We start from the raw sequence: 23,027 nt of genomic DNA, 5'->3' as shown, positions 1-23,027 counted from the left end.
TCTCTGGTAAGGGTGCGGCTGATTAATTCAGACTATTTTTGTCAGAGCTTACTTAAGTTATCGCCATTATGAACATCCCTTAAGAAGGAGCTACACTGTTGAGGTCATTATCTGAGCGCGATCGAAGAATTCTATCTGCTGTTGGGACAATCGCAACGAGAAGCTGGCAATAACTAAGTAGTATATCTGCTTGCCTACTTAGCTTTTTTCAGCGACAAGTTTAGAAGACAGCGGGATTACTGATTGCGTATTAATTCTAGCAGTATAAGCGACTTGTGCGCCTTGTATTCCCTTTAAATCTTCAACTCGTTTGTGAATTTCGGAGACTCCAGCAGTTTTTAATGCACTTAAAAATGCTTGGTCGCTGTAAACTTCTTCGGAAAACGAAACTTCGTCACTTTTAGAAAGATTTTGAATCCGGGCAGCTTTGTTGACTGTAGAGCCAAAATAGTCTATCGAATTATTAAGATTTACCAGCAAAGCCGTACCTCGGTGAATGCCAATCTTGACTTGAATCCACTCTTGTGGTTGGCGAGTTGAGTTATACTCTCTCAAACAGGCTACAGCACCAGCGACAGCCATAATTGCTTGTTCGTTGCTGATAAATGAAGCCATGACGGCATCGCCGATAGTTTTAATTACTTTTCCGCCAAATTTCTCGATCGACTCAAAGAAAATTTCAAAATGATCGCGCACAATATTGTAAGCTTTCGTATCTCCCAGCGTTTCGTACATTCTGGTAGAACCGGTAATATCGGTAAACATAATAGTAATCGCCCGAATCTTGACTCGCTCTCTTTCGGATATTACTCGATCCCCAAACAAACGCTTATAATCCGGGTGGTGAAGCAGTTGCATTCCTGATAGCCGCAGGGGCAGTTGTTCTAATGTCAGTTCATCGGGCAATTCATCTGAATGCAAAATCAACCCAGACAAATTGTGATCGGTATTAGTTAGTTCGAGCTTAACTTTTCCCGGACGCACGGCTAGCTCTGTTTTGTCAAAATCTGGCCCGGCTAACTGCTTGAGTTGAATTTCTTGTAGGTCTTCTGTTTCCGCACCTTCAACCTTTAAAATCCCTTTAGCTAAAGTCAGGGGACAGCAGTAGCGGTATCGACCTTCTTCTAAGGTGACCGTCTCGGATTCGGTGCAGTATAAAGGCGTTACCAGTTGCAGTTTGCTCTGGAGTACGGGAGGGGGAGCGCAGACGGGCCGCAGTTGCGGGTCTTCGATTTCTTTGTTTAGGGAAAAAGTAACTTCGACACGATCGAGTAAATCAATTTTAAACTCGCGCTCGCACATCGGGCAAAAAGACATTTCTGATGTGTCTGCCAACTCCTTAAATTCTTCTGTAATCATGTTGCAGTGGGGACAGTGAATATCCCAGTGCAAGTCGAAGGCACCGGCTTTTACTCCGTGCAGAAATTCCGAAGTAATTTTTTTAACATTCTTGACTGTATCGCCTGCTACGTAGTAAGGATTAATTCTCAATCTCTGCAAAATGTGGGAACCAGTTAACCAGTTTTCGATTTGGTCGATCGTTCCTTTGCTACAATTGGGACGTTTTTTTAGCTGTTCTAATTTTTCTTTTAATAGTTCGATGTTCATGATCCACTTGCCTTTGAGCCTCAGGGCAAGAAATTTATAAGAATTTTGTTGTATACTTTGCTCGTCTGGTTGGTTCTGGCGTGAGAATTTTGATGAGTTTGCACCTGTGCGGATGTCTCTGCCCTTTATAAATCTTAACAAATTAGCACCATGAAAGCCATGCCTATTTAGGCAGATTGATCGCGCTGTCACTTGTTTCAATTGACAGTGCGATCGCTGCATCGGTCTACAGAAATATCTTAAATCTCGGTAATTAAGAATGGGGAATTGGGAATTGGGGATTGGGAATTGTCAACCACCCAGCAGCGACTAATGACTAATAACTAATGACTAACTAAAAAAAAAAGAGGGAATTTTCCCTCTTTTAATCACACTAACTACGATGTTATTCTTCCGTCGCAGGAGGGATTTCTTCCTCTACATCTAATACTGCTTCGGGTGCTGCTTCGGGTGCTGCTTCGGGTGCTGCTTCGGGTGCTGCTTCGGGTGCTACTTCCGGCAGATCCTCTTCCATTGCTGAGGGCACATCTTCGAGTTCGTCGGAGAAGTCATCATCAGCATCAGTTGAGTCTACAGGAATGTCTATGCCTGCTTTAGCTTGCTTTTGAGCCAGCATTTTCTCCCGGAACTTAGCTGCCATTTCCTCAGCTTTTTCGTACACCAATTCGCGATTTTTGACCATCGCGCCCGGTTCCGGTTCCAACTGCTTGGTGGAGAGAGAAATCCGGCCCCTCTCGGCATCCAAGTCAATGATCATCACTTTCACTTCGTCGTTGACATTGAAGACGCTATGAGGCGTATCGATGTGATCGTGTGAAATTTCCGAGATGTGCAGCAAGCCGCTGACGCCGCCGATGTCGATAAAGGCACCGTAAGGCTTGATACCGCGTACTGTACCGATGACGACTTCGCCGACTTCGAGGCGGTTCATCTTGCGCTCAACTAAGGCGCGACGATGACTCAACACTAGGCGGTTGCGGTCTTCGTCTACCTCTAAGAATTTTAATGGTAATTCTTCGGCGACTAATTCTTCCTTCGGTTTGCGGGTACTTATATGAGAACCGGGAATAAAGCCTCGCAAGCCTTCTATTCTCACGAGTGCGCCGCCACGGTTGGTGGCAAATACTTGCGATCGTACTGTGGCATCTTCTGCTTGCAGTTGTCGCACTCTTTCCCACGCCCGCATATACTCGATGCGCCGGATGGACAGGGTTAATTGTCCGTCTTCATTTTCATCGGTAAGGATGAAAAATTCTCTAGTTTCGTTTGATTGCAATACCTCTTCAGGGCTTTCGACTCGATTGATCGACATTTCCTGAATGGGAATGTACGCTGCTGTTTTAGCACCGATATCAATCAGAGCGCCCCTGGGTTCTATACTAAAAACTGTACCCGCTACTACATCGCCCGGGCTAAAGTGATAGTCATATTTATCAAGTAGGGCTGCAAAATCTTCGTGAGTAAAGCCGATGTCTTTGACTGTGGTTTTGAGATTGACCATGCGAATAGTTTCCTAGGATTTCTCTCCTTCATGTTTTTCGTTTGTGCCGGCAGATATTAGAGATTTTGGTGAAAAAGCGATTAACTTTTTTCAAAATCTTTTACTAAAGTCAGTTTTCGCTAACTTTTGCCAGGTGCAACTGCACACCAGCGCTTGCCATTACTGTTACTCCATACTCTGTGTTAAAACGTTTAATCTTAACATTCCGAGTCAAGTAGACTATTATAACTTACACGCATACTGGTTTAAAATTAATTTAAGCGAGCTTAGCTGGGACTAGCGCAGGATGCGGGGCTTTCTCGATCGACTGATTCCGAATCCGGCAAATCTGCCTCAAAATTGGGTCTAGTTTCTGCATCTTCAGGTTCGTTGAGGGGATTCTGAAGGTGATTTAGGGTATCTACAAAATCTCGGATGCCTCGAAATTGCCGATATACGGAGGCAAAACGGACATAAGCGACTTCGCTGAGCGGCCGCAGGTGCAACAGCACCAGTTCCCCTATTTCTGAGCTGGCGATTTCTCGGAGCGATCGACCTTGGAGTTGGGCCTCGATTTCTTCGGCCAGAGTTTCGAGATGCCCGGAAGACAAACCGGTTTTTTCGCAGGCCCGAATCAATCCCCTGACTAATTTTGACCTGTCAAAAGATTCGCGCTTGCCATCCCGCTTGATCACCGTAATCGGTACAAATTCTATGCGTTCGTAAGTTGTGAAGCGGTGCTGGCAGCTCAAACACTCACGCCGCCGACGGATGCTTTGACCTGATTCGGCTGAACGCGATTCTAGAACGCGGCTATTGGTGTGTTGGCAGGAGGAACAGCGCATGATTGCTGATTTTAACAGGCATTGCCAGCAAATTGCCATTCATCTAACCGCCTTGGGTCTGATGAATGGCTGGACTAGAAAAATCACTTAGCACACAGCGGTGAAATAGTCCCGCATCAAATTAGATCACTATGATGCGGGCTAACCGCAGTCCGGTTCAAGATATTTTGGACTTGCTGGAGGCGTATAGCTAATTATTTGCCAATCCGGGGAGGTTCCCGAAAGGCGATCGCAAAAAATAGTACGCCTATGGCTAAAGCCAGAATCAAAATGTAAGCAACACTTTCCATGTTAAATTTTCCCTATCTTCCCTTGCCGTATTATTTTATCTTAATTGCTGGTTTTATTATTAACTAAAAAAACCCGGTTTCTTCAAGAAACCGGGTTTTTGTGTAGCGGGGAAGTTTCCCACGTACCCAGAGGCTGGCGAAATCTAGATAGATTCTTCTCTTCTTGTAGTTACGTCGCCCACCTTTTGGAACAGGCCCCACTCGACTTGTTCTTCCAGGTCAGCCTCAACTCCAGCAAACACGTCGCGGAAAATAGTCCGAGAACCGTGCCAGATATGGCCGAAGAAGAATAGCAAAGCAAAGCAAACGTGTCCGAAAGTGAACCAACCGCGAGTCGAAGTGCGGAACACCCCGTCAGAATTCAAGGTTTCACGATCGAATTCAAACACTTCACCTTTTTGAGCATCGCGAGCAAACTTTTTAACATCCTGAGGATTATCAAAGGTTTGACCGTTAAGTTCGCCACCGTAGAAGCTTACGGTAACTCCGCTTTGTTCAAAGCTGTATTTTGATTCAGCACGGCGGAAGGGGATGTCAGCGCGAACGACCCCATCTTTGTCCGTCAAAATTACTGGGAAAGTTTCAAAGAAGTTGGGGAGGCGGCGAACCGACAATACCCGACCTTCGCTATCAGTAAATACTGGATGGCCCAGCCAAGATTTAGCAATACCGTCGCCGTTGACCATCGCGCCGGCCCGGAACAAACCGCCTTTAGCAGGAGAGTTGCCCACGTAGTCGTAGAAAGCCAATTTTTCGGGAATTTGTTCGTAAGCTTGTTGGAAGCTTTGGCCACCGGCCAAGCTAGCTTGAGCTCTGCGATCGATTTCTTGTCCGAAATAGCCGCTGTCCCACTGATAGCGAGTCGGGCCAAAAAGTTCGATCGGAGTGGCAGCAGAACCGTACCACATCGTACCCGCAACTACAAAGGCTGCGAAGAACACGGCAGCGATACTGCTAGAAAGTACAGTTTCGATATTCCCCATCCGCAGGGCTTTGTAAAGACGTTCCGGCGGCCGCACTGTCAAGTGGAACAAACCGGCAATTACGCCGACTACGCCCGCTGCAATGTGGTGAGCCACGATGCCGCCCGGATTATACGGGTCAAAGCCTTCAGGGCCCCAAGAAGGCGCCACTGGCTGGACGTGACCGGTCAGGCCGTAGGGATCGGAAACCCACATTCCCGGGCCAAAAAGTCCCGAAAGGTGAAATGCGCCAAAGCCGAAGCAGAGCAAGCCGGAGAGGAACAGGTGAATGCCAAACATTTTTGGCAAGTCGAGGGCTGGTTCACCGGTGCGAGGGTCTCTGAAAAGTTCTAAGTCCCAAAATACCCAGTGCCAAACTGCTGCTAAGAACAGCAGGCCCGAGAGGATGATGTGAGCAACGGCGACGCCTTCAAAGGACCAGAAGCCCGGATCGACGTTACCTTCGCCGGTGATGCTCCAACCGCCCCAAGAACCCGTAACTCCCAAGCGAGTCATGAAGGGCAACACGAACATCCCTTGACGCCACATTGGGTTCAGAACTGGGTCTGTGGGATCAAAAACTGCTAGTTCATAAAGGGCCATTGAGCCGGCCCAACCTGCCACGAGGGCAGTGTGCATTAAGTGTACAGAAATCAATCGGCCTGGGTCATTTAAGACGACTGTGTGTACGCGATACCAGGGTAGTCCCATTGACTGCGGTTCTCCAAGGTGTAAGTGATGATGTCTATTTTTACGGAAAAATCAGATTCTGAATCCCCAGCAGTTACCTGCAGGGTTTAAACTCTGCCTTTTGCCGACTGCCATCTACCTTCAAAGGTGGAGGCATAAAAATGAAAGTTATTTAAAGAAGTGTATCGAGTGTTAGAACCGATTGCAATATGTTGGACATTACATTAGTTGCGGGTTGCCCATTTCGCAGCGGGCGGCGATCGTCCCGAGGCGTTCGAGGACTTGCTCGGCATCGATCAGTCTGGTGAGGGTGACGTTGCCGATATTTTTGGCGGGATCGGCGGGATCGGGACGGACTGCTGGTTGGACTTCTACCATGAGCACGGCGTCTTCTACGCGGTAGAGCCACATTTTTTCGTTGCGATCGGAAAGACAGAGGTTGAGCTGTTGGATGTCCGGCGCCCGCCTCCAGGCGGCGTGACTCCACTCGCCGCCTACGCCCCAGACGCGCCCAACTTTCCAGCCGTCGGATAAGAAGAAGTATTTCACTTGTGTACGCTTGTTGAGATTTTTTTGTCTAACATAGCGCAAAACTGCCACAGTACGGAATTATTGAACCGCGAAGGCGCGAAGGACGCGAAGGAAGAGTAGAGAAGATGTAGGTAATCTGCTAGCTGCTGGGTATAAATTTACCTAATTGTGAGAGGGGTTTCTGTCTGGTCTATCGGCAAAATATCCGATCTTTGATTGTTAAAGTCGAGTGCAATTCCTAGCATTTGGAGGGGAAATACTCCTCACAGCGCCTCGCTAGGGCCTGGAAGTTCTAAACATTCAAATGTGCCTTCGGGCCCTAACAAGGTTGTGGTAATTTTGCCCTTTTGGTCGCTGGCTGTCGATCGTATTACCGAGCATAAGTAGGTAGGCGGTAAAAAACCTATCTATGTAACAAAACATTAAGTTACCTAATTGGAGTTAAACTTAAGACGTTGTGTAGTGTAATTTCCCCTTTGTCCTCTAACTTCTACTCCATGAATTACGGCGTAGGCGAGTTCTAACTCATCATCAAACATTTGTCCTGCCAATTCATCTTTTTTAATGTGTTGCCACTCCAATTCAATGGGGTTCATTTCCCAACAATACTTGGGCAAAAAGAAGATATATAAACCTTGATTTTCCCAACGCGGCCATAATTCTTGGACTTCTTTGCATCGGTGTATTGGGCCGTTGTCTTGTACGATTACTCTCCGTCGTCCAATCTCAGCAGCTTCCTGGGCTTCTCGTTCCATCATTTTGATATAAGCTTTTCGATCAACACCCCCAATGATTAAACCGTAAACAAAACTGATTCCCTGTTGAAGAAGTCCGACAATACTTAGTCTGCGACCACGCCGTTTCGTTTGTTCCAACCGTTTTTGCTCACCTATTTGGTAATAAGTATAACCAGGTTCACTCCACGCACAAAATCCTGATTCATCTAAATATTTTAAGTCAATTCCTCCCGCCGCTGCCTCTAATTGCAACATATCTAAGTCGGATTGCTTCGTTTCTTGTACTATGAGGTCTTGTTTTCCTTTATGACTTTTTCTAAGCGAATTTCCAAATAAACCTTTTTTTTTAGTATCCGTCTTAATCGGTCGGCACTTAGTTTAACAGAACGTTCTTTTTCTAATTTCTGGACTAATTGAAGACTGTTATATGTACGTGGTTCGTTTTTGAGGCATTCTTTTAAAAACTCTATATCTGACTCTTTCCACTTGGGTTTTGCCCCTCGACCAGGCGATTCCCAAAGCCCTTCCATGCCTAGATGCGACCATTTATGTAAAACCTCTCTCACTGTTTGTGGAGTCCAGTTAAAATGAGCAGCTATTTTTTCAACGTACCAGCCATGTGCATTTAATCTAATTACTTCTGCTCTATCTTTGACTTTTTGTGGAACATCCGCAATTCTCAGTTCTAATAGAGTTTTGTCTTGTTGTTGAGTCAGGAATACCCTTAATCTAGCGCCCATATATTGAGTTACCTCAGTAGATGTATTCTCTTTCTTTACTTATTTTAACATACTTCGGTTTTTTTGCGCCGACCTACTTAATGTTAATCTCGATTAATCTGCCTGAATTTGAGGCTAATCAACCAGCCAAATTCACATTAAACCAGACATCCATCCGCCTTCATCTGCGGTTAAAAATCCCCCATGAATATTTTTGCCAAAAACCCAACCCCAAAACGATCGACATTACTGCTAAAATAAAGTACGAGTCCTTGCCGCTCAAACGCAGACCATGACCGCACAAACACCAGTAGAATTCCAAGACAGTTTCGACATCATCGTAGTAGGTGGCGGACACTCCGGCTGCGAAGCAGCCCTCGCCACTTCTCGCCTCGGCTGTCGCACCCTTCTCCTCACCCTCAACCTCGACAAAATTGCGTGGCAACCTTGCAATCCGGCTGTCGGCGGCCCGGCTAAAACCCAACTTACTAACGAAGTTGATGCGTTAGGTGGGGAAATGGGCAAAATGGCCGATCGCACCTACTTACAAAAGCGCGTCCTCAACTCTTCACGAGGTCCCGCAGTTTGGGCGCTGCGAGCACAAACTGACAAGCGGGAATACGCCGCTGTAATGAATAATATTGTCGAAAATCAAGAGAATTTGACCATCCGCGAAGCGATGGTAACAGACTTAGTTTTGGGCAAAAACGAAGAAGTAATCGGAGTAGAAACATACTTCGGCGTCGCTTTTGAATGTAAAGCAGTCATTCTGACCACAGGCACTTTTTTAGGTGGCACAATTTGGGTAGGTAATAAGTCAATGCCCGCCGGACGCGCCGGAGAATTTGCCGCCGTTGGCTTGACGGAAACTCTTAATCGTTTGGGCTTTGAAACAGGGAGGTTAAAAACAGGAACTCCCGCAAGAGTTGACAAGCGTACTCTGGATTATACCCACCTGGAACCGCAGCCGGGAGATGCAGAGGTTCGCTGGTTTAGTTTCGATCCAGAAGTTTGGATCGAACGGGAACAAATGTCTTGTTATTTAACTCGAACTACGCCAGCTACTCATCAGTTAATTAGAGACAATTTGCATCTTTCTCCAGTCTACGGCGGCTGGGTTGATGCGAAGGGGCCGCGCTATTGTCCGAGTATTGAAGATAAGATTGTGCGGTTTGCGGATAAGGAAAGTCACCAGATTTTTATTGAACCGGAAGGTAGAGATATTCCTGAACTTTATATCCAAGGATTTTCTACTGGTTTACCGGAAAATTTGCAATTGCAAATGCTGCGGACTCTTCCGGGTTTGGAAAAGTGCGAGATGATGCGCCCTGCTTATGCTGTGGAGTACGATTATTTGCCGGCTACTCAGTGCTTTCCAACGCTGATGACTAAGAAGATAGAAGGGCTGTTTTGCGCGGGTCAGGTGAACGGTACAACGGGATATGAGGAGGCGGCTGCACAGGGGATTGTGGCGGGGATTAATGCAGCTCGGTTTGCGAAAAATCAGGAGATGATTGTGTTTCCTCGCGAGCAAAGTTATATCGGCACTTTGATCGATGATTTGTGTACGAAGGATTTGCGGGAACCTTACCGGATGTTGACTTCGCGATCGGAATATCGGCTATTATTGCGATCGGACAATGCTGACCAACGCTTGACGCCGCTGGGACGGGAAATTGGTTTGATTGACGATCGCCGCTGGAAGTTGTTCGATCGCAAACAAGCTAATATTGTGGCAGAGAAGGAACGCTTGTACTCGACGCGGGTGAAAGAGCACGAGGAAGTAGGCAAGGCAATTTTTGCAGACACTCAACAAGTGATTAAAGGTTCAATTACTCTTGCTGATTTGTTGCGTCGTCCTGGTTTTCATTATGTGGACTTGGAACGCTACAATTTAGGCAATTCTAGTCTGAAGTTGGCTGAGAAAGATGGTGCAGAAATTGACATCAAATATTCCGGCTACCTGCAAAGACAGCAAAATCAAATCGATGACATTGCCAAACACGAACGCCGACAATTGCCGCCCGATTTGGATTACATGGCAATTACAACTCTCTCCAAAGAATCGCGGGAAAAGTTGGCTAAGGTGAAACCGCTGACGATTGGCCAAGCTGCCAGAATTGGTGGGGTAAATCCGGCTGATGTTAATGCTTTGTTGATTTTTCTGGAAGTGCGAAACCGTCAGCAGCCAGCGGCTGTAGGTAAATAACGTAAACTAGAGGTGTCTCAAGGCTTCTTCAATTTTAGGAAATCGCAGTGTGAAAAAGTGTGACTCTTGTGGAACCACTATTTTGTTCGGCGGATTTCATATGGATGGATATAAATTCTGGGCTTGGCTGATTCACGGTATGAATCAACTTTTATCGGAAGTTACAAAACTCACCCGACTGGGCTGATAAAAATTCCGAAATCTTCGATTTATACCTGTATTCAGCAACGCCACAAAAAAGGAATACTGGCAGAATGTCAACTCTAATTGATGAAATTCTGCCAGTATATGGTAGATATCGATCGAGCCTCGAACCAGCTCGGAATTTCGCAAACATCCTGCATAAGAATCAGGGTTCATCGGTGGTTCAAACCTCCCCGAAATCCCCACCAGTGTTGGCACCCTCGAAGCCTTAGAAGACCCGCTAGATGCCTTGCTGTACGCTTATATACGCGCTCACTGGTGGTACTAGGAAATAGAGCGGAAGGTGGTATTGGGCGATCATTGCACAACCGGCTACATAGTCATTTCCCAACTTCCATAAAGAGTGCGAGAGAGAGGATGAGACAGCCAGAGGGAGAGGGGGAGAGGGGGAGAATTGGGAAACACAGTTAAATTCATCCGTGTATCCGTGTCCGAATCCGTGTCGTGCCCTTCTTCCCTCTTCCTTCTTCCTTCTTCCTTCTTCCTCCCTTTAATGTGCCCAGAGAATCACCCCAGCTTCATAAGGACTGCTGAGATTATTGTGCTTCGGCAAAACCCGCAACGACAAACCTTGCAAACCACTAGAAGTATAAGTAATGTCAGCCGTATAAAGGCTAGCATTGTTAGCATCTTCTCCCAAATACTCCATCACCACCGGCACGCCGCCGACAATATTTCCGTTAGCATCAACCGAACCTTGATAAAGTTCGACTTGCACGTCTGCAGGCGTCAATCCCATCAGGTTAATCCGAGATTTAACAGCGATAGACTGATTGACCTTAACTTCCTTATCCTGGGAAATATCAACAGCCTCAATCTTAATATCCTTCCACTTCGCGAGAACCTGCTTCTTCCAGTGAGACAACTCCTTGGCGGGAGCGCAATTATCCGAAGTCATCGTGAAGAATCGATCGCTCACCGGGAAATAAGCCCGCCGCGCGTAATCCTTCACCATCCGAGCAGTATTGAAGAAAGGACAGTTCAAGCGAATCGAATCCTTCATTTTCGCCGTCCAACCCCGGGGAATTCCATCAGCATCCCGGTTGTAAAATAGAGGTACAACTTCCTTTTCCATCAAGTCGTACAAAGCATTCGCCTCGACCTCATCCTGATACTTAGTATCTTCGTAAAACTCCCCATGTCCGATCGGCCAACCGGTACGAACATAATCAGCCTCATCCCACCATCCGTCGAGGATGCTGAGATTCGGTAAACCATTCATCGAAGCTTTCATCCCCGAAGTCCCGGAAGCTTCCCGGGGGCGGCGCGGCGTATTCAGCCACACATCGCAGCCAGAAACCATCATCCGAGCAACGTTAATGTCGTAGTTCGGTAAAAACACCATCGAGCTCATCGTCTCGTGCTCGCGGATGAAGTGAACGATATCCCGAATCAATTCCTTACCCGGAATATCCATCGGGTGAGCCTTCCCAGCAATCACAAACTGCACGGGGCGATTTTGATCCCGCATGATCCGCATGATTCGATCGACATCGCGCAAAAACAGCGTCGCCCGCTTGTAAGTAGCAAAGCGGCGGGCAAACCCGATCGTCAGCACCTTGGGATTGAGGGCCTCCCGCGCGTGTTCGATTTCCGTTTGGGCCGCACCGCGCTCGCGCAAAGTCTTTTGCAGCCACTCCCGGGCGAACACCACCAACTCCGAGCGACAGCGTTCGTGATTGCGCCATAGTTCCTCATCAGGAATCGACGACATCCTGTCCCAGAGACGATCGTCCTTGCGAGTCATTTCCCAATCCGGGCCGAGGTAGCGATCGTATAGCTCCTGAGTAGACTTCGCCACACAACTGCGAGCGTGCACCCCGTTGGTAATCGAAGTAATCGGTACTTCTTCCTGCGGCAAACCCGGCCACAAACCCTGAAACATCGGGCGCGACACCACACCGTGCAAAGCCGCCACCCCGTTAACAAAACTCGACATTTTAATTGCCAAAATTGCCATATTCAGAGGTGCGGACAAATCGCCAGTATTCTCGCGGCCCAATCCTAAAAACTCATCTTGCGACAAGCCAAAAATCTTGGGGTACTGAGCTAGATAGTGCATCACCATATCCGGCTCGAACAAGTCAAACCCAGCAGGTACCGGCGTGTGAGTCGTAAACATACTGCTCGAAACCACCACCTGTTCCGCTTCTACGAAACTCAGGTGATATTCCTCCATCAGCATCCGAATTCGTTCCAAAGCCATGAAAGCCGCGTGGCCTTCATTCATGTGATAAGCCGTAACTGTCAGCCCCAATGCCTTGAGCATTTTTACGCCGCCGATGCCCAGCATGATTTCTTGGTGCATCCGCAGAGTTTTATCGCCGCCGTAGAGTTGGTCGGTAATATCTTGGTCGTAGGCGCTGTTAGGTGCAATATTTGTATCCATCAGGTACAAAGGAACCGTACCCACTTGTACCCGCCAAATCCGCGCGTAAACCTTGCGGCCGGGATAGTCTACCTCAATCCGCAATTCCGAACCGTCGGGATTGCGTTCGGGGTGCAGCGGCATATTGTAGAAATCGTTGAGCGGATAACGTTCTTGCTGCCAGCCGTCGGCGTTGAGATACTGCGAAAAATAACCTTCTTGGTACAGCAGGCCAACACCGACTAAGGGTAAGCCCAAATCACTAGCTGATTTGAGGTGGTCGCCTGCGAGTACACCCAAACCGCCCGAATAGATTGGTAGGGCTTTAACTAAGCCGAATTCCATCGAAAAGTAAGCGTAGCATTCTTGCTGCTCGGTGCCGCGCTGTTTGCGGTACCAGGCGCGATTTTTGAGATAATCGTCTAACTGCTGGGCTGCTCGGTTCATTTGGGCAATGAAGCCTTCGTCTTCTGCCATTTCTTGCAGTCGCTCTTGAGATATGGTTCCGAGCATCAGCACCGGGTTTTGGTTGCTGGAGTCCCACAGGTCTCGATCGAGGCGGCGGAAAAGGTCTTTAGTATCAACATTCCAATCCCAGTGCAAGTTATAGGCAAGCTTGCGGAGGGGTTCGAGAATTGCCGGTAGCGAGGGGGAAACGTTAAATGTGCGAATCGGCTGCATAGACAAAGCCTTTATGTTGGAGTAGCGATATTTTCCTCTGTCTTTAGCCGCAAGTGGGTTATTCTGCACACTATTTTAAGTTTTAACAAGCGGGGGCGATCGCGATCGACGATCTGTATGGACTATCTGCAATGACACTGCAGTGCCGTGTCCCTAACCCAGCTAAGCTTTTAACTGCGGTGGCGGGAGCGAGGACTTGATGCCTCGGAGCTGACCATCCCTCAACTTAATAGCGCTGTGTCACGCTTTGGGCAAGCATCTTAACGAATTCTCGGACAACTTAGGCTCGCCACAGCGCTCTAGCAGTGATGATGTTGGGGGTGCAGCGCAGGAAAATAAGTGGGGAGACTAAGATTTGCGGTCAAGAACTATAGCAATCCTTGCAGGAGTCGTAAATTTTTTACCCCACCCCAACCCTCCCCTTGGTAAGGAGAGGTAGTAAGAAATTCACAAATAATTTAGGATTGCTATATAACTTTCGCGTGCACAGGAAGCACCTGAAAGTTATTAGTGGGTGAGGCGCGCAGATTCACTATTTTCACCCAGAGATAAATCTTTAACCGCACATAACGCAGCCTACAATTGACTGATGATCGCTGAGGAATGACTAACAACTAATGACTAATGACTAATGACTAATTAAGCAATTTGCACTTTCCTCAACATAGAATTTCCCAAAACTTTGCTAGCCTCACCAGCCGAGAGGGCAGGGCTGAAATAATAACCCTGAATTTCTTGACAGTGGAGTTCGCGCAAACACTCCAACTGCTCTTTAGTTTCTACTCCTTCGGCTACCACACTCAAGTTCAAATCTCGCCCCAGCGTCGCTACAGCCTTGGCAATCGCCCGTTCGCAGGGATCAGTCGTCAATCCGCTGACAAAGGATTTATCTATTTTTAAGATATTCAAGGGAAACTTTTTGAGATAATTTAGAGAACAATAACCCGTGCCGAAATCGTCCAGCGCAATTTGCACTCCCATATTCTGCAACTCCCTGAGAACTTTTGTGGTATAATCCACATCTTGCATGGCTGTAGTCTCGGTAATTTCTAACTCTAAATACTTGGGTGCTAAACCGCTTTTGTCCAAGCAGTTCGCTACCATTTCTAATAAATTAAATTGCTGAAACTGCCGAGCCGAAACGTTGACTGCTACCCGCAAATCTGGCTGCAAAGCATCCTGCCAAGCTTTATTTTGAGTGCAGGCTGTTTGTAGTACCCATTCCCCAATAGCTACAATTAGTCCGTTCTCTTCGGCGATCGGAATAAATGTAGCGGGAGTAACTAAACCTAATTGTGGATGTTGCCAGCGCAGCAGGGCTTCCATGCCCTGAATTTTCCAAGTAGTAATGTTGACTTTTGGCTGGTAGAAAACCTCAAATTCTCCCTGTTCTAAAGCCTCGTGCAGCCTGTGTTCTATAGTTAGTAACTGGCTGCATTGGGGATTAATTGTTGAAGTATATAACTGATAGTTATTTCTTCCCATTTCTTTAGCCCGGTACAAGGCAGAATCGGCATTTTTGACTAAAGTTTCGGCATCTTCACCATCATCTGGATAAAGGGCAATGCCGATGCTGCTGCTAACATGAAAGGGTTGTCCTTCTAGTTTAAATGCTGGCTTTAAATTGTTGAATATTCTTTGAGCTGTTTTAACTGCATCTTCTATGCAATTGATATCGGAAAGCAGTATGGTAAATTCGTCGCCTCCCCAGCGGGCAACCGTATCAGTCGATCGCAAAGTGTCGCTGATGCGTCCAGCAAAACCTTCTAACAGGCGATCGCCTGCAGCGTGACCTAGTGTATCATTAATCTTTTTGAACCTGTCCAAGTCTAAAAACATCACTGCTAGCATTTTTTGGGTTTTTTTAGCTTCTCTTAATGACGCCAGCAGCCGCTCGTTAAAAAGTATTCGGTTCGGTAAACCGGTGAGTTGGTCATAAACAGCTTGATAGCGAATAATTTCTTCAGCTTGCTTGCGCTGAGTGATGTCCATCATCGTGCCGATAGCCCTTACTGCTTTGCCACTTTCATTACGGATGATATAGCCGCGATCGAGCACAAAAATATATCCGCCATCTGCACGGTGAAAGCTGTATTCTTCCGACCAACATTGAGCGTCTGAATTCATTGCTTCGTTGAAGCTTAACATCACTCTTTCCCGTTCTTCAGGATGAATATTGAGCCACCAAGATTCTAATTCTATCGTCTGAGTTTCGTTGAGTTTGTATCCAAAAACTTTTTCAAATTCTTCGCTTAACCAATACTCATTTTTTAACAAATCAAAATCCCATACGGCATCATTTGTCGCCCGCGTCAGCAGGTGAAAGCGTTCTTCGCTTTTGCGTAGTTTTTCTTCGGATTGCACCCGTTCCGTTACATCCCGAAAGCTGAATACCCGACCAGTAATTTTGCCTCCGGTGCGCTGCGGCAGCGAGTAGCGCTCAAAGATTCTGCCATCTGTAAACTCTATGATATCGTAACTTTCTGCTGCGGGGCGATGGGACAATTCTTTAGCGCGGTTGAGAAATATTTCCGGGTATTTTAACTGGTTGATTCCGAACCCCCAAATTTGGTTGTTATCTCTCGAATCGAGCAGGAAATCCGGCAACTGCCACATTTCGGCAAACTTGCGGTTAAAGGTGAGAACTTTTCCTGTACTGTCAACCGCCAGAATACCGTCAGCAGTAGATTCAATAGTTGCTTGAAGCAACGAAAAAGATGTTTCTAGTTCTAACTCTGCTAATTTGCGATCGCTAATGTCAAAAGCTGTGATTAATATTGACGCTTTTCTCTCAAATTTGATAATATCTACAGTTGCTTCAATCCAGCGCCTTTCTCCGGTTTTCGTGAGAATTATTACTTCATATTTTGAGCCGGCACTTGAGCGCGCGTGGCTAGACTTACCCCAGTTTTTAACTATTTCTAGAAAATCTCTATGGATTAAGTCGTATAAATCCAATGCTAGCAATTCTTCGCGAGTATATCCTGTCAGAGCTTCTGTCTGAGCATTGACATAGCGCAACTGTCGGCGGTGATAGATAAAGGCCACAGCATTCACAGTTTCTATCAGTTGCCGAAACTTTTTTTCACTGCGCCGCAAATTTCTTTCAGCCCGCTTGCTATCAGTAATATCTTGTGCTATATATAACTTGCCGCTGACCTTGCCTTGATCGTCGCGAATAATTGAAATAGAAAGCAGTACAATTATTTTTTTTCGCTGTTTAGAAATGTAGACTTTTTGGACGTTGCGGACAGCACCTTCGGCTGTTAAACTGGCTAACTCTAACTCGGGTGGCGGTGATTCAGTTTTCTTAAAAAGTCCGTCTATTGGTTGGCCTAACAACTCTTTTTTAGAGTATCCCAAAAGTTGACAGGTAGCTTGGTTTAACGACAGGATATGACCGCCCGGCGTGGTCGCAATTATTGAGACGTTCATTTCCTCGCAAATATCGAGGGCATATTCGGCAGTTTGCTGCAAATCTTGCGTCATTTGGGCAATAGTATGCCAGATATCCTGTTGTTTTTTTGGCTGCAACACTTTTTCTCCTTGTGGTAGCTTGTCATTCTCTGTTTCAGACTTCGGCTTGATTAACCTCATCGTCTTGGATAAGCTATTTACTGTTTTACCCTGAGCAATAATGAGATTAATAAAGAAATAAAAACCCGATAAGAGATTATTGTTAACCTAATAGTAGGTTCTTTTCTAGAAGTTTCGTGAGATTGTATATAATTAATTGTAGGTGGGTAATTTTACTGGCTCAATTTGGGATAATTTATCCAAAAATAATGCGGCGCTTGCAGAACTAAGGGGGTGAGATGCCGATCGCAAATAGCTATGTTTCTGAGAGCCCACCAAAATTCCTTGTACAGGGCGCGTGCCAGATCCATCCCCTACACTTGTCTGTAATATTTTTGGATTAATGCAACATTCCACAGGAAAAATAGCAACCGCTAAATATCCCACCACTAAGTGAAAAATTATTTTCATTTCTCTAGCTCCTAATTTTAAATAACTTATTTTTTGTAATAAATGTTAAAAGTTTTAGCATAACTTGCTCTCCGCTAAGAAAACCCACCTAACATTAGTTGAGGTGGAGTTGTAAATAAAATTGTCCCCAGCTAATAACTTAGCTTTACGAGTAATTACAATTTTAATCTTAATTTAAAATGTGTCATCAGCCATTGTGCCACAAATTATCCGCCATTCTGCCTAGACACCGGGTGGGAGCGCGCTAAAATTAGATAATTCCCGCAAGGAGGCGACCGGGATTTGTTAGAAAAATAAACAATTAGCTTAAAATCGATCCAGAGGTCCACTAATTGAACCCATGAGTCAGACCATCCCAGAACTCCAAAAAGAAGTCCGCGCGCTGCAAGCAGAAGTTACCGCCCTGCAAGAGTCGCGGGAAAAACTTGGCGTACAGCGCTCTGAGTGCCGAGTGGCAGTCAGTTTTCCCAAAAATAATACTCCTGAAGCCATTGCTGAGTTCCACCAGCAAACTGCTGCTTTTGGGGAGCAGTGGTTGCAGCAAATCCAGGAGATTGACCGAGAAACTAAAAATATTGAAAAGCAACTGGAACAAAAACAGGCTGTACTCAATTACAAACAAGGCGAACTAGACAAATTGCTGGCCGGACAGCACTGGCAAGAAGTAGAAAACAACGTTCAAACCGGGGAAAAACGCTTGCAAGCACAAGCTCGCAGAATCAATCAAGCAGCAGCGCAGCTAGAGACAGAAATTCAAGCTTTAAAAGCACTGTACGACCAACTAAACCCGAGTTATTCCGAGTGGTTTCAACAACCAACTCAAATAGTTGAATTTTCTGCAAAAACTATTCCTTATGCTTTTCCCAGCAGCAGTGGCTTGATCTTGGAGAATAAGGAGATTGAGTGGGAAAAAAAGTAGTTTTGAGTTGTGAATGTTAAAGGTAAATTAGTAAGGTGAATGTCGCCGTCGAATACTCCAATAAGCAAGACACATTGGGCGGCGACATTAAAATAATTTTCCCTGGTTTATTAGTAGGGAAAAAAAGCACAAAACTACCTCGATCATAGCTAATATTAAGAGTTTTGACTTTCATTTTTGGAAACAGGTTTATTGTGAACTCGGGTATCAAGATAAAATCTAAAATCTAACAGTCCTAGACAGATAAACCGGGTTGTACGAAAAGACTTCGTTGCAGTCCTCTCTCCTGCTAAAAAAAACGCTTGATGAGAGCGAGGAGTGCGTAAGCCCTGTCTAAAATCTCACATAGACTTACTGATGAAAAAATTGATTTGGATAGCACTATTTATTCTAGTTGCGGTGGCGGCTGTGGGTTGGCGTTCTGACTCGTGGCAGCGGTTGTCGGGTGTACCCGAATTAGGGATCGATCGCAATATCCACACTTCCCAAAACCCGTCTTCCTTACCCCTTCCTGCTGAAAAAAAGGATTTTTTTGAGTCCCAAATTGACCCGTCCAGGTTGTGGAAACACGTCGATAGTTTAACAGGAGAACGCGATGGAGAACGATCTCGCTCTTTTACTAGAGACTACATTTCCAAACAACTGCAAACATTAGGATTTTCCCCAGATTTGCAGCCGTTCGATCGGGGAATCAACGTCTTCGCTGAGAGAAAAGGCACTGACTCAAACGCCGGTGCAATTTTAGTGGCAGCACACTACGATACTGTACCAAACTCCCCAGGCGCTGACGACAATGCGACGGGAGTTGCAGTAGTTTTAGAAGTAGCAAGATTGCTCGGTTCTCGCCCCACACCTCGGACATTGCAAGTAGCATTTTTCGACAGGGAAGAACTCGGACTTTTAGGCAGTTTAGCATTTACAGGGAGCGACGCGCGGTTAAAAAATTTGCAGGGAGCGATCGTCCTAGATATGGTAGGTTATGCCTGCCGCACGCCCGGATGCCAGCAATATCCCGAAGGATTGACAGCGCAACCTTTTCTAGAAGCATCGGGGGTAACTTCTCCCGACAAAGGCGAGTTTATCGCTGTGATTGGGGATGCGGAACATCCGCTGCTATTGAAAAGTTTTGCGGAGTCTGGAAAAGCGGATTTGCCCCCTGTGGTGGCGCTGCCGGTTCCCCTGAAAGGGTTGCTGACTCCCGATGTTTTGCGGAGCGACCACGCGCCTTTCTGGTATAAAGGAATTGGTGCTGTGTTGGTGACGGATACTGCAAATTTGCGATCGCCCCACTATCACCAATCTAGCGATACAGTAGCAACTATCGATCGACCTTTTTTCACCGGTTCTGCTCAAATTGTTGTTAATGCCGTGGCTAAATTATTGGAATTAGGTAATTAGTAATTGGGAATTGAGCATGGGGAATTGGGAATTGGGGATGGGGCATCGGGCATGGGGCATTGGGCATGATGACTGTTATTGATACTGCCAACCACCCACTAATAACTAATAACTAATGACTAATGACTAATGACTAACAAAGAAACCCTGCAACGGCATTTACTGCAACTAGACAATCGAGGCTACAAAGCCTACAAAGACATTCAAGGTAACTACGACTTTTCTGAATTCACATTAATTATTGATTACGTGCAGGGAGATCCGTTTGCTTCTCCCAGTAAATTTAGAGTCATAGTTCCGCCAAACATTGCTCAAATTCCCCGCGAACTTTTCAATTCTCGCAGTCGAGAAATAGCCTTGCGAGATTACCTAACTCGCCAGTTTGACCAAGCAGCCCACAGCATCAGCAGCAAACGCGGCACTGGGAAAAGCGGTATGATTGCAGTGACTCGCTTCGGACAAGAAGTTTTAGAGCGAACTTCCGCATTTATCATTTCCTCAAATACATCCGATATCGAAGATTTAGGAGGAGTTGAACTGCGATTTGCGGTCGGACTTCCAGCGGGCGGACGCAGTATCTTAGGGCGACAAGCTGCTGAAATGCTGTGCGAAGATATCCCGCAAATTGTCAGCAGTTCTCTCAAATATCCTCACTTAAATGCTGCGGAATGTCGCCGTCATGTTGAAACTGTAGAAGATGCTGACTGGCTGCGGCAGCAGTTAGCTCAAAACGGATTAGTTGCGTTTGTTGCTGACGGTTCTATTTTACCCCGCCGCAGCGGTGTTGACAACAGGCCTTTGTTAAATAATGCTGTGGCTTTTCAGTCGCCGCCGTCGTTAAAATTTGAGTTTAATTGTCCGAATCGCGGTTTAATTTCCGGGATGGGTATTCCCGCTGGCATTACTTTGATTGTTGGCGGCGGCTATCACGGCAAATCAACTTTACTCAGGGCGATTGAGTTGGGAGTTTACAACCGAATTCCCGGAGATGGTAGGGAATTTGTGGTGGCTAATCCGGCGGCGGTTAAAATTAGGGCGGAAGATGGGAGAAGTGTAGCGGGAGTTGATATTTCGCCGTTTATTAACCACTTGCCACAAGGTAGAGATACTGCACAATTTTATACTGAGAATGCGAGCGGTAGCACCTCGCAAGCTGCTAATATTATTGAGGCTTTGGAAGTGGGGAGAAGGAAGAAGGAAGAAGGAAGAGGGAAGAAGGAAGAGGGAAGAGGGAAGAAGGAAGAAGCTCAGTCTTTTGTTTTAGAGACGCAATTAGTCGCTATTTCAGAAGGGGAGTTAGTGCCTGTTTTATTAGTTGATGAGGATACGGCGGCGACGAATTTTATGATTCGCGATCACCGAATGCAGGAACTCATCGCTAAGGATAAGGAACCGATTACGCCGTTTATTGATAAAGTTAAACATTTGTATGCGGATTATGGCGTATCGACTATTTTAGTCATGGGGGGAAGTGGCGATTATTTTGAGGTGGCGGATACTGTGATTGCAATGGAGAATTTTCAAGCAGATGATGTGACGGAAAAAGCTAAAGAAATTGCTAAAAATTACTCGATTAGCCGTGCTGCTGAAGGGGGAGAAAATTTTGGTGAGATTACTCAAAGAGTGCCGATTCCTGCTAGTTTAGATCCGAGTCGGGGACGGCGAGATGTGCGGGTGAAGGTGCGAGATGTTGATGAATTGGCTTTCGGAAATGAGGAGATTGATTTGGGTGCTGTTGAGCAAATTGTGGACAGCGGACAGTTAAGGGCGATCGCTGCGGCAATGGTTTATGCTAAGCAGCAATACATGGACGGAAAACGCACTTTGTCGGAAATCATAGATTTGGTAATGGCAGATATTGAGGCGCAGGGGATGGATATTTTATCGCCTTTCCCTGAAGGGGATTTTGCCATGTTTCGACGGTTTGAATTGGCGGCGGCAATTAATCGGCTTCGTAGTTTGTCGGTTGTTGCCAAGTAGACTTGCTTAATATAAGTGTATTGTTGTCCTACTTTTGATATGCTGACCAAAGTGAGTGCAAAAACCGCGATTGAAGTATGACAGGCAATATAGGACAACTGACTGCTTTAAGCGATCGACCTTATATAGTATTAAGCAATCAAGGGGAAATTTTACAGTTAGAGTTAAAACAGCAGCAGCACGTATTGGGGCGCGATCGCACTCGTGCTGATTTAGTCATTCCCGAACCCTGGCGCGCAGTTTCGGGCGTTCACGCTGTTTTGCGCCAAATTGGCAATAATTACTGGATTTACGACGGTGACGGCCAGCGACCGAGCACTAAGTAGGTCGGCGGGGAAAATCACAAGTATGTAACAAAAAATTAAGTAGGGTGATGGGACTTAAATTTAATACGTTGTGTACTGTAGTTTCCTCTTTGGCCTCTAACTTCTACTCCATCAATTACGGCGTAGGCGAGGTCTAATTCATCGTCAAACATTTGTCCCGCTAATTCATCTTCTTTAATGTGTTGCCACTCTAATTCAATTGGGTTCATTTCGGAACAATATTTGGGCAAGAAAAAGATATATAAACCCTGCTCTTCCCACTTTGACCATAACTGTTTAACCTCCTGACATTTGTGTATGGGTCCGTTGTCTTGTACGATGATTCTGAGCCGTTTCATCTTAGCAGCAGCTTCGGCTTCTTGATCCATCATTTGAATATAAGCTTTTCTATCAACACCTCCAATGACCAAACCATAGACGAAACTACTTAAAGGTTCAAAAAGCCCCACAATACTTAATCTACGACCTCGATGTTTAGTTTGTTGTATACGTTTTTGCTGACCTTTGTTGTAATAGGTATAACTCGGTTTACTCCACGCACAAAATCCTGATTCATCTAAATACTTTAAGTCGATTTCTCCCGCAGCAGCAGCCCATTCCAGCATATCTAGGTCTGATTGCTTTATTTCTCGTTCTTTGGAGTCTTGTTTTCCTTTATGACTTGGACTAGCTCTTTTCCAAATAATCCCCTTTTTTTTAGTACCCGTCTTAATCTGTCGGGACTTAATTTAATAGAGCGCTCTTTTTCTAATTTATCAGCTAATTGAAAACTGTTATATGTACGTGGTTCTTTTTTAAGGCATTCTTCCAAAAACTCTAGATCTTCTTCTTTCCACTTGGCTTTTCCCCCTCGACCTGGTTTTTCCCAAAGGCTTTCTATACCAAACTTTTCCCATTTATGTAAAACTCCTCTCACTGTTTGTGAAGCCCAGTTAAAGTGAGCAGCTATTTTCTCAACATACCAGCCATGTGCATTTAACCTGATTACTTCTGCTCTATCTTTGACTTTTTGTGGTACTTTCGCCGTTCTCAAATTTGATAGGGTTTTGTCTTGCTCTTGAGTCAGAAATACTCTTAATCGAGCGCCCATATA

General features: G+C 45.9%; 14 protein-coding genes and 3 pseudogenes. 6 read left to right on the top strand and 11 right to left on the bottom strand.

The genetic code is table 11. The features are described from left to right. Positions 1-198: 198 nt before the first annotated feature. The 7 genes and pseudogenes from D0A34_07670 to D0A34_07640 all read right to left on the bottom strand — a co-directional run bounded on the left by D0A34_07670 (position 199) and on the right by D0A34_07640 (position 7,883). Entirely contained in the window at positions 199-1,830 is a 1,632-nt protein-coding gene (locus tag D0A34_07670) for a hypothetical protein (GenBank protein UNU18771.1), read from the bottom strand. A 163-nt stretch (positions 1,831-1,993) separates the two neighbouring features. Next, positions 1,994-3,109: a S1 RNA-binding domain-containing protein gene (locus D0A34_07665; GenBank protein ID UNU18770.1), complete on the bottom strand. Its 1,116-nt coding sequence runs from the start codon at positions 3,107-3,109 to the stop codon at positions 1,994-1,996. A gap of 266 nt (positions 3,110-3,375) precedes the next feature. Further along, positions 3,376-3,933: a transcriptional regulator NrdR gene (gene nrdR / locus D0A34_07660; protein UNU18769.1), complete on the bottom strand. Its 558-nt coding sequence runs from the start codon at positions 3,931-3,933 to the stop codon at positions 3,376-3,378. Positions 3,934-4,127: 194 nt separating this feature from the next. Then, positions 4,128-4,223 carry a photosystem II reaction center protein T gene (locus D0A34_07655; GenBank protein ID UNU18768.1) on the bottom strand — a complete coding sequence of 32 codons (96 nt, stop codon included), beginning with the start codon at positions 4,221-4,223 and terminating at the stop codon, positions 4,128-4,130. 143 nt (positions 4,224-4,366) lie between these two features. Then, on the bottom strand, positions 4,367-5,896 hold the full coding sequence (psbB, locus tag D0A34_07650; GenBank protein ID UNU18767.1) for a photosystem II chlorophyll-binding protein CP47: 1,530 nt from the start codon (positions 5,894-5,896) through the stop codon (positions 4,367-4,369). Positions 5,897-6,094: 198 nt separating this feature from the next. Continuing rightward, positions 6,095-6,424, bottom strand: a complete 330-nt coding sequence (locus D0A34_07645) for a hypothetical protein (protein UNU22214.1) — start codon at positions 6,422-6,424, stop codon at positions 6,095-6,097. Between the two features lie 413 nt (positions 6,425-6,837). Further along, positions 6,838-7,883 (bottom strand): annotated as a pseudogene (locus tag D0A34_07640) (IS630 family transposase). Positions 7,884-7,903: 20 nt separating this feature from the next. On the opposite strand from D0A34_07640, the gene D0A34_07635 reads away from it, so the two are divergent. Together D0A34_07635 and mnmG are read left to right on the top strand one after the other, a co-directional pair. Continuing rightward, positions 7,904-8,158: a hypothetical protein gene (locus D0A34_07635; GenBank protein UNU18766.1), complete on the top strand. Its 255-nt coding sequence runs from the start codon at positions 7,904-7,906 to the stop codon at positions 8,156-8,158. Continuing rightward, positions 8,155-10,071 (top strand): tRNA uridine-5-carboxymethylaminomethyl(34) synthesis enzyme MnmG, encoded by a 1,917-nt coding sequence (gene mnmG / locus D0A34_07630; protein ID UNU18765.1) that lies wholly within the window; start codon positions 8,155-8,157, stop codon positions 10,069-10,071. Before D0A34_07635 ends, mnmG begins: the two co-directional genes overlap by 4 nt. Positions 10,072-10,765: 694 nt before the next feature. Here mnmG and D0A34_07625 read toward each other — a convergent pair. The 3 genes from D0A34_07625 to D0A34_07615 form a co-directional block, all read right to left on the bottom strand. Then, positions 10,766-13,324 (bottom strand): glycosyltransferase family 1 protein, encoded by a 2,559-nt coding sequence (locus D0A34_07625; protein UNU18764.1) that lies wholly within the window; start codon positions 13,322-13,324, stop codon positions 10,766-10,768. A 639-nt stretch (positions 13,325-13,963) separates the two neighbouring features. Next, positions 13,964-16,921, bottom strand: coding sequence for an EAL domain-containing protein (locus tag D0A34_07620; protein UNU18763.1), 2,958 nt, complete (start codon positions 16,919-16,921; stop codon positions 13,964-13,966). A 132-nt stretch (positions 16,922-17,053) separates the two neighbouring features. Next, on the bottom strand, positions 17,054-17,311 hold the full coding sequence (locus tag D0A34_07615; protein ID UNU18762.1) for a hypothetical protein: 258 nt from the start codon (positions 17,309-17,311) through the stop codon (positions 17,054-17,056). A 340-nt stretch (positions 17,312-17,651) separates the two neighbouring features. Between D0A34_07615 and D0A34_07610 the strand changes: the two genes are divergently transcribed. The 4 genes and pseudogenes from D0A34_07610 (at position 17,652) to D0A34_07595 (ending at position 21,928) form a co-directional block, all read left to right on the top strand. After that, complete coding sequence (locus D0A34_07610; protein ID UNU18761.1) at positions 17,652-18,230, top strand: hypothetical protein; 579 nt, start codon at positions 17,652-17,654, stop codon at positions 18,228-18,230. Between the two features lie 357 nt (positions 18,231-18,587). Next, positions 18,588-19,628, top strand: coding sequence for a peptidase M28 (locus D0A34_07605; GenBank protein UNU18760.1), 1,041 nt, complete (start codon positions 18,588-18,590; stop codon positions 19,626-19,628). A gap of 129 nt (positions 19,629-19,757) precedes the next feature. Next, the gene (locus D0A34_07600; GenBank protein ID UNU18759.1) at positions 19,758-21,608 is read left to right on the top strand and encodes an ATPase; all 1,851 of its coding nucleotides are present in this window, start codon (positions 19,758-19,760) and stop codon (positions 21,606-21,608) included. 77 nt (positions 21,609-21,685) lie between these two features. Next, positions 21,686-21,928: pseudogene (locus D0A34_07595) on the top strand (FHA domain-containing protein). Positions 21,929-21,969: 41 nt separating this feature from the next. Here the strand turns inward: D0A34_07595 and D0A34_07590 are convergent. After that, a pseudogene (locus D0A34_07590) lies at positions 21,970-23,024 on the bottom strand (IS630 family transposase). Between the last annotated feature and the right edge of the window lie 3 nt (positions 23,025-23,027).

Source organism: Microcoleus vaginatus PCC 9802 (assembly GCA_022701275.1).
Taxonomy (GTDB): Bacteria; Cyanobacteriota; Cyanobacteriia; order Cyanobacteriales; family Microcoleaceae; genus Microcoleus; species Microcoleus vaginatus_A.
The sequence above is the reverse complement of the archived record's forward strand: the minus strand, read 5'-3'. Positions and strand labels throughout refer to the sequence as shown.

Excerpts from the sequence above, each read along its gene's own strand:
- D0A34_07670 (UNU18771.1), bottom strand. The coding sequence starts at position 1,830 with ATGCAGCGATCGCACTGTCAATTGAAACAAGTGACAGCGCGATCAATC.
- D0A34_07665 (UNU18770.1), bottom strand. The coding sequence starts at position 3,109 with ATGGTCAATCTCAAAACCACAGTCAAAGACATCGGCTTTACTCACGAA.
- nrdR (UNU18769.1), bottom strand. The coding sequence starts at position 3,933 with ATGCGCTGTTCCTCCTGCCAACACACCAATAGCCGCGTTCTAGAATCG.
- D0A34_07655 (UNU18768.1), bottom strand. The coding sequence starts at position 4,223 with ATGGAAAGTGTTGCTTACATTTTGATTCTGGCTTTAGCCATAGGCGTA.
- psbB (UNU18767.1), bottom strand. The coding sequence starts at position 5,896 with ATGGGACTACCCTGGTATCGCGTACACACAGTCGTCTTAAATGACCCA.
- D0A34_07635 (UNU18766.1), top strand. The coding sequence starts at position 7,904 with ATGTATTCTCTTTCTTTACTTATTTTAACATACTTCGGTTTTTTTGCG.
- mnmG (UNU18765.1), top strand. The coding sequence starts at position 8,155 with ATGACCGCACAAACACCAGTAGAATTCCAAGACAGTTTCGACATCATC.
- D0A34_07625 (UNU18764.1), bottom strand. The coding sequence starts at position 13,324 with ATGCAGCCGATTCGCACATTTAACGTTTCCCCCTCGCTACCGGCAATT.
- D0A34_07620 (UNU18763.1), bottom strand. The coding sequence starts at position 16,921 with ATGAGGTTAATCAAGCCGAAGTCTGAAACAGAGAATGACAAGCTACCA.
- D0A34_07615 (UNU18762.1), bottom strand. The coding sequence starts at position 17,311 with ATGAAAATAATTTTTCACTTAGTGGTGGGATATTTAGCGGTTGCTATT.
- D0A34_07610 (UNU18761.1), top strand. The coding sequence starts at position 17,652 with ATGAGTCAGACCATCCCAGAACTCCAAAAAGAAGTCCGCGCGCTGCAA.
- D0A34_07605 (UNU18760.1), top strand. The coding sequence starts at position 18,588 with ATGAAAAAATTGATTTGGATAGCACTATTTATTCTAGTTGCGGTGGCG.
- D0A34_07600 (UNU18759.1), top strand. The coding sequence starts at position 19,758 with ATGACTAACAAAGAAACCCTGCAACGGCATTTACTGCAACTAGACAAT.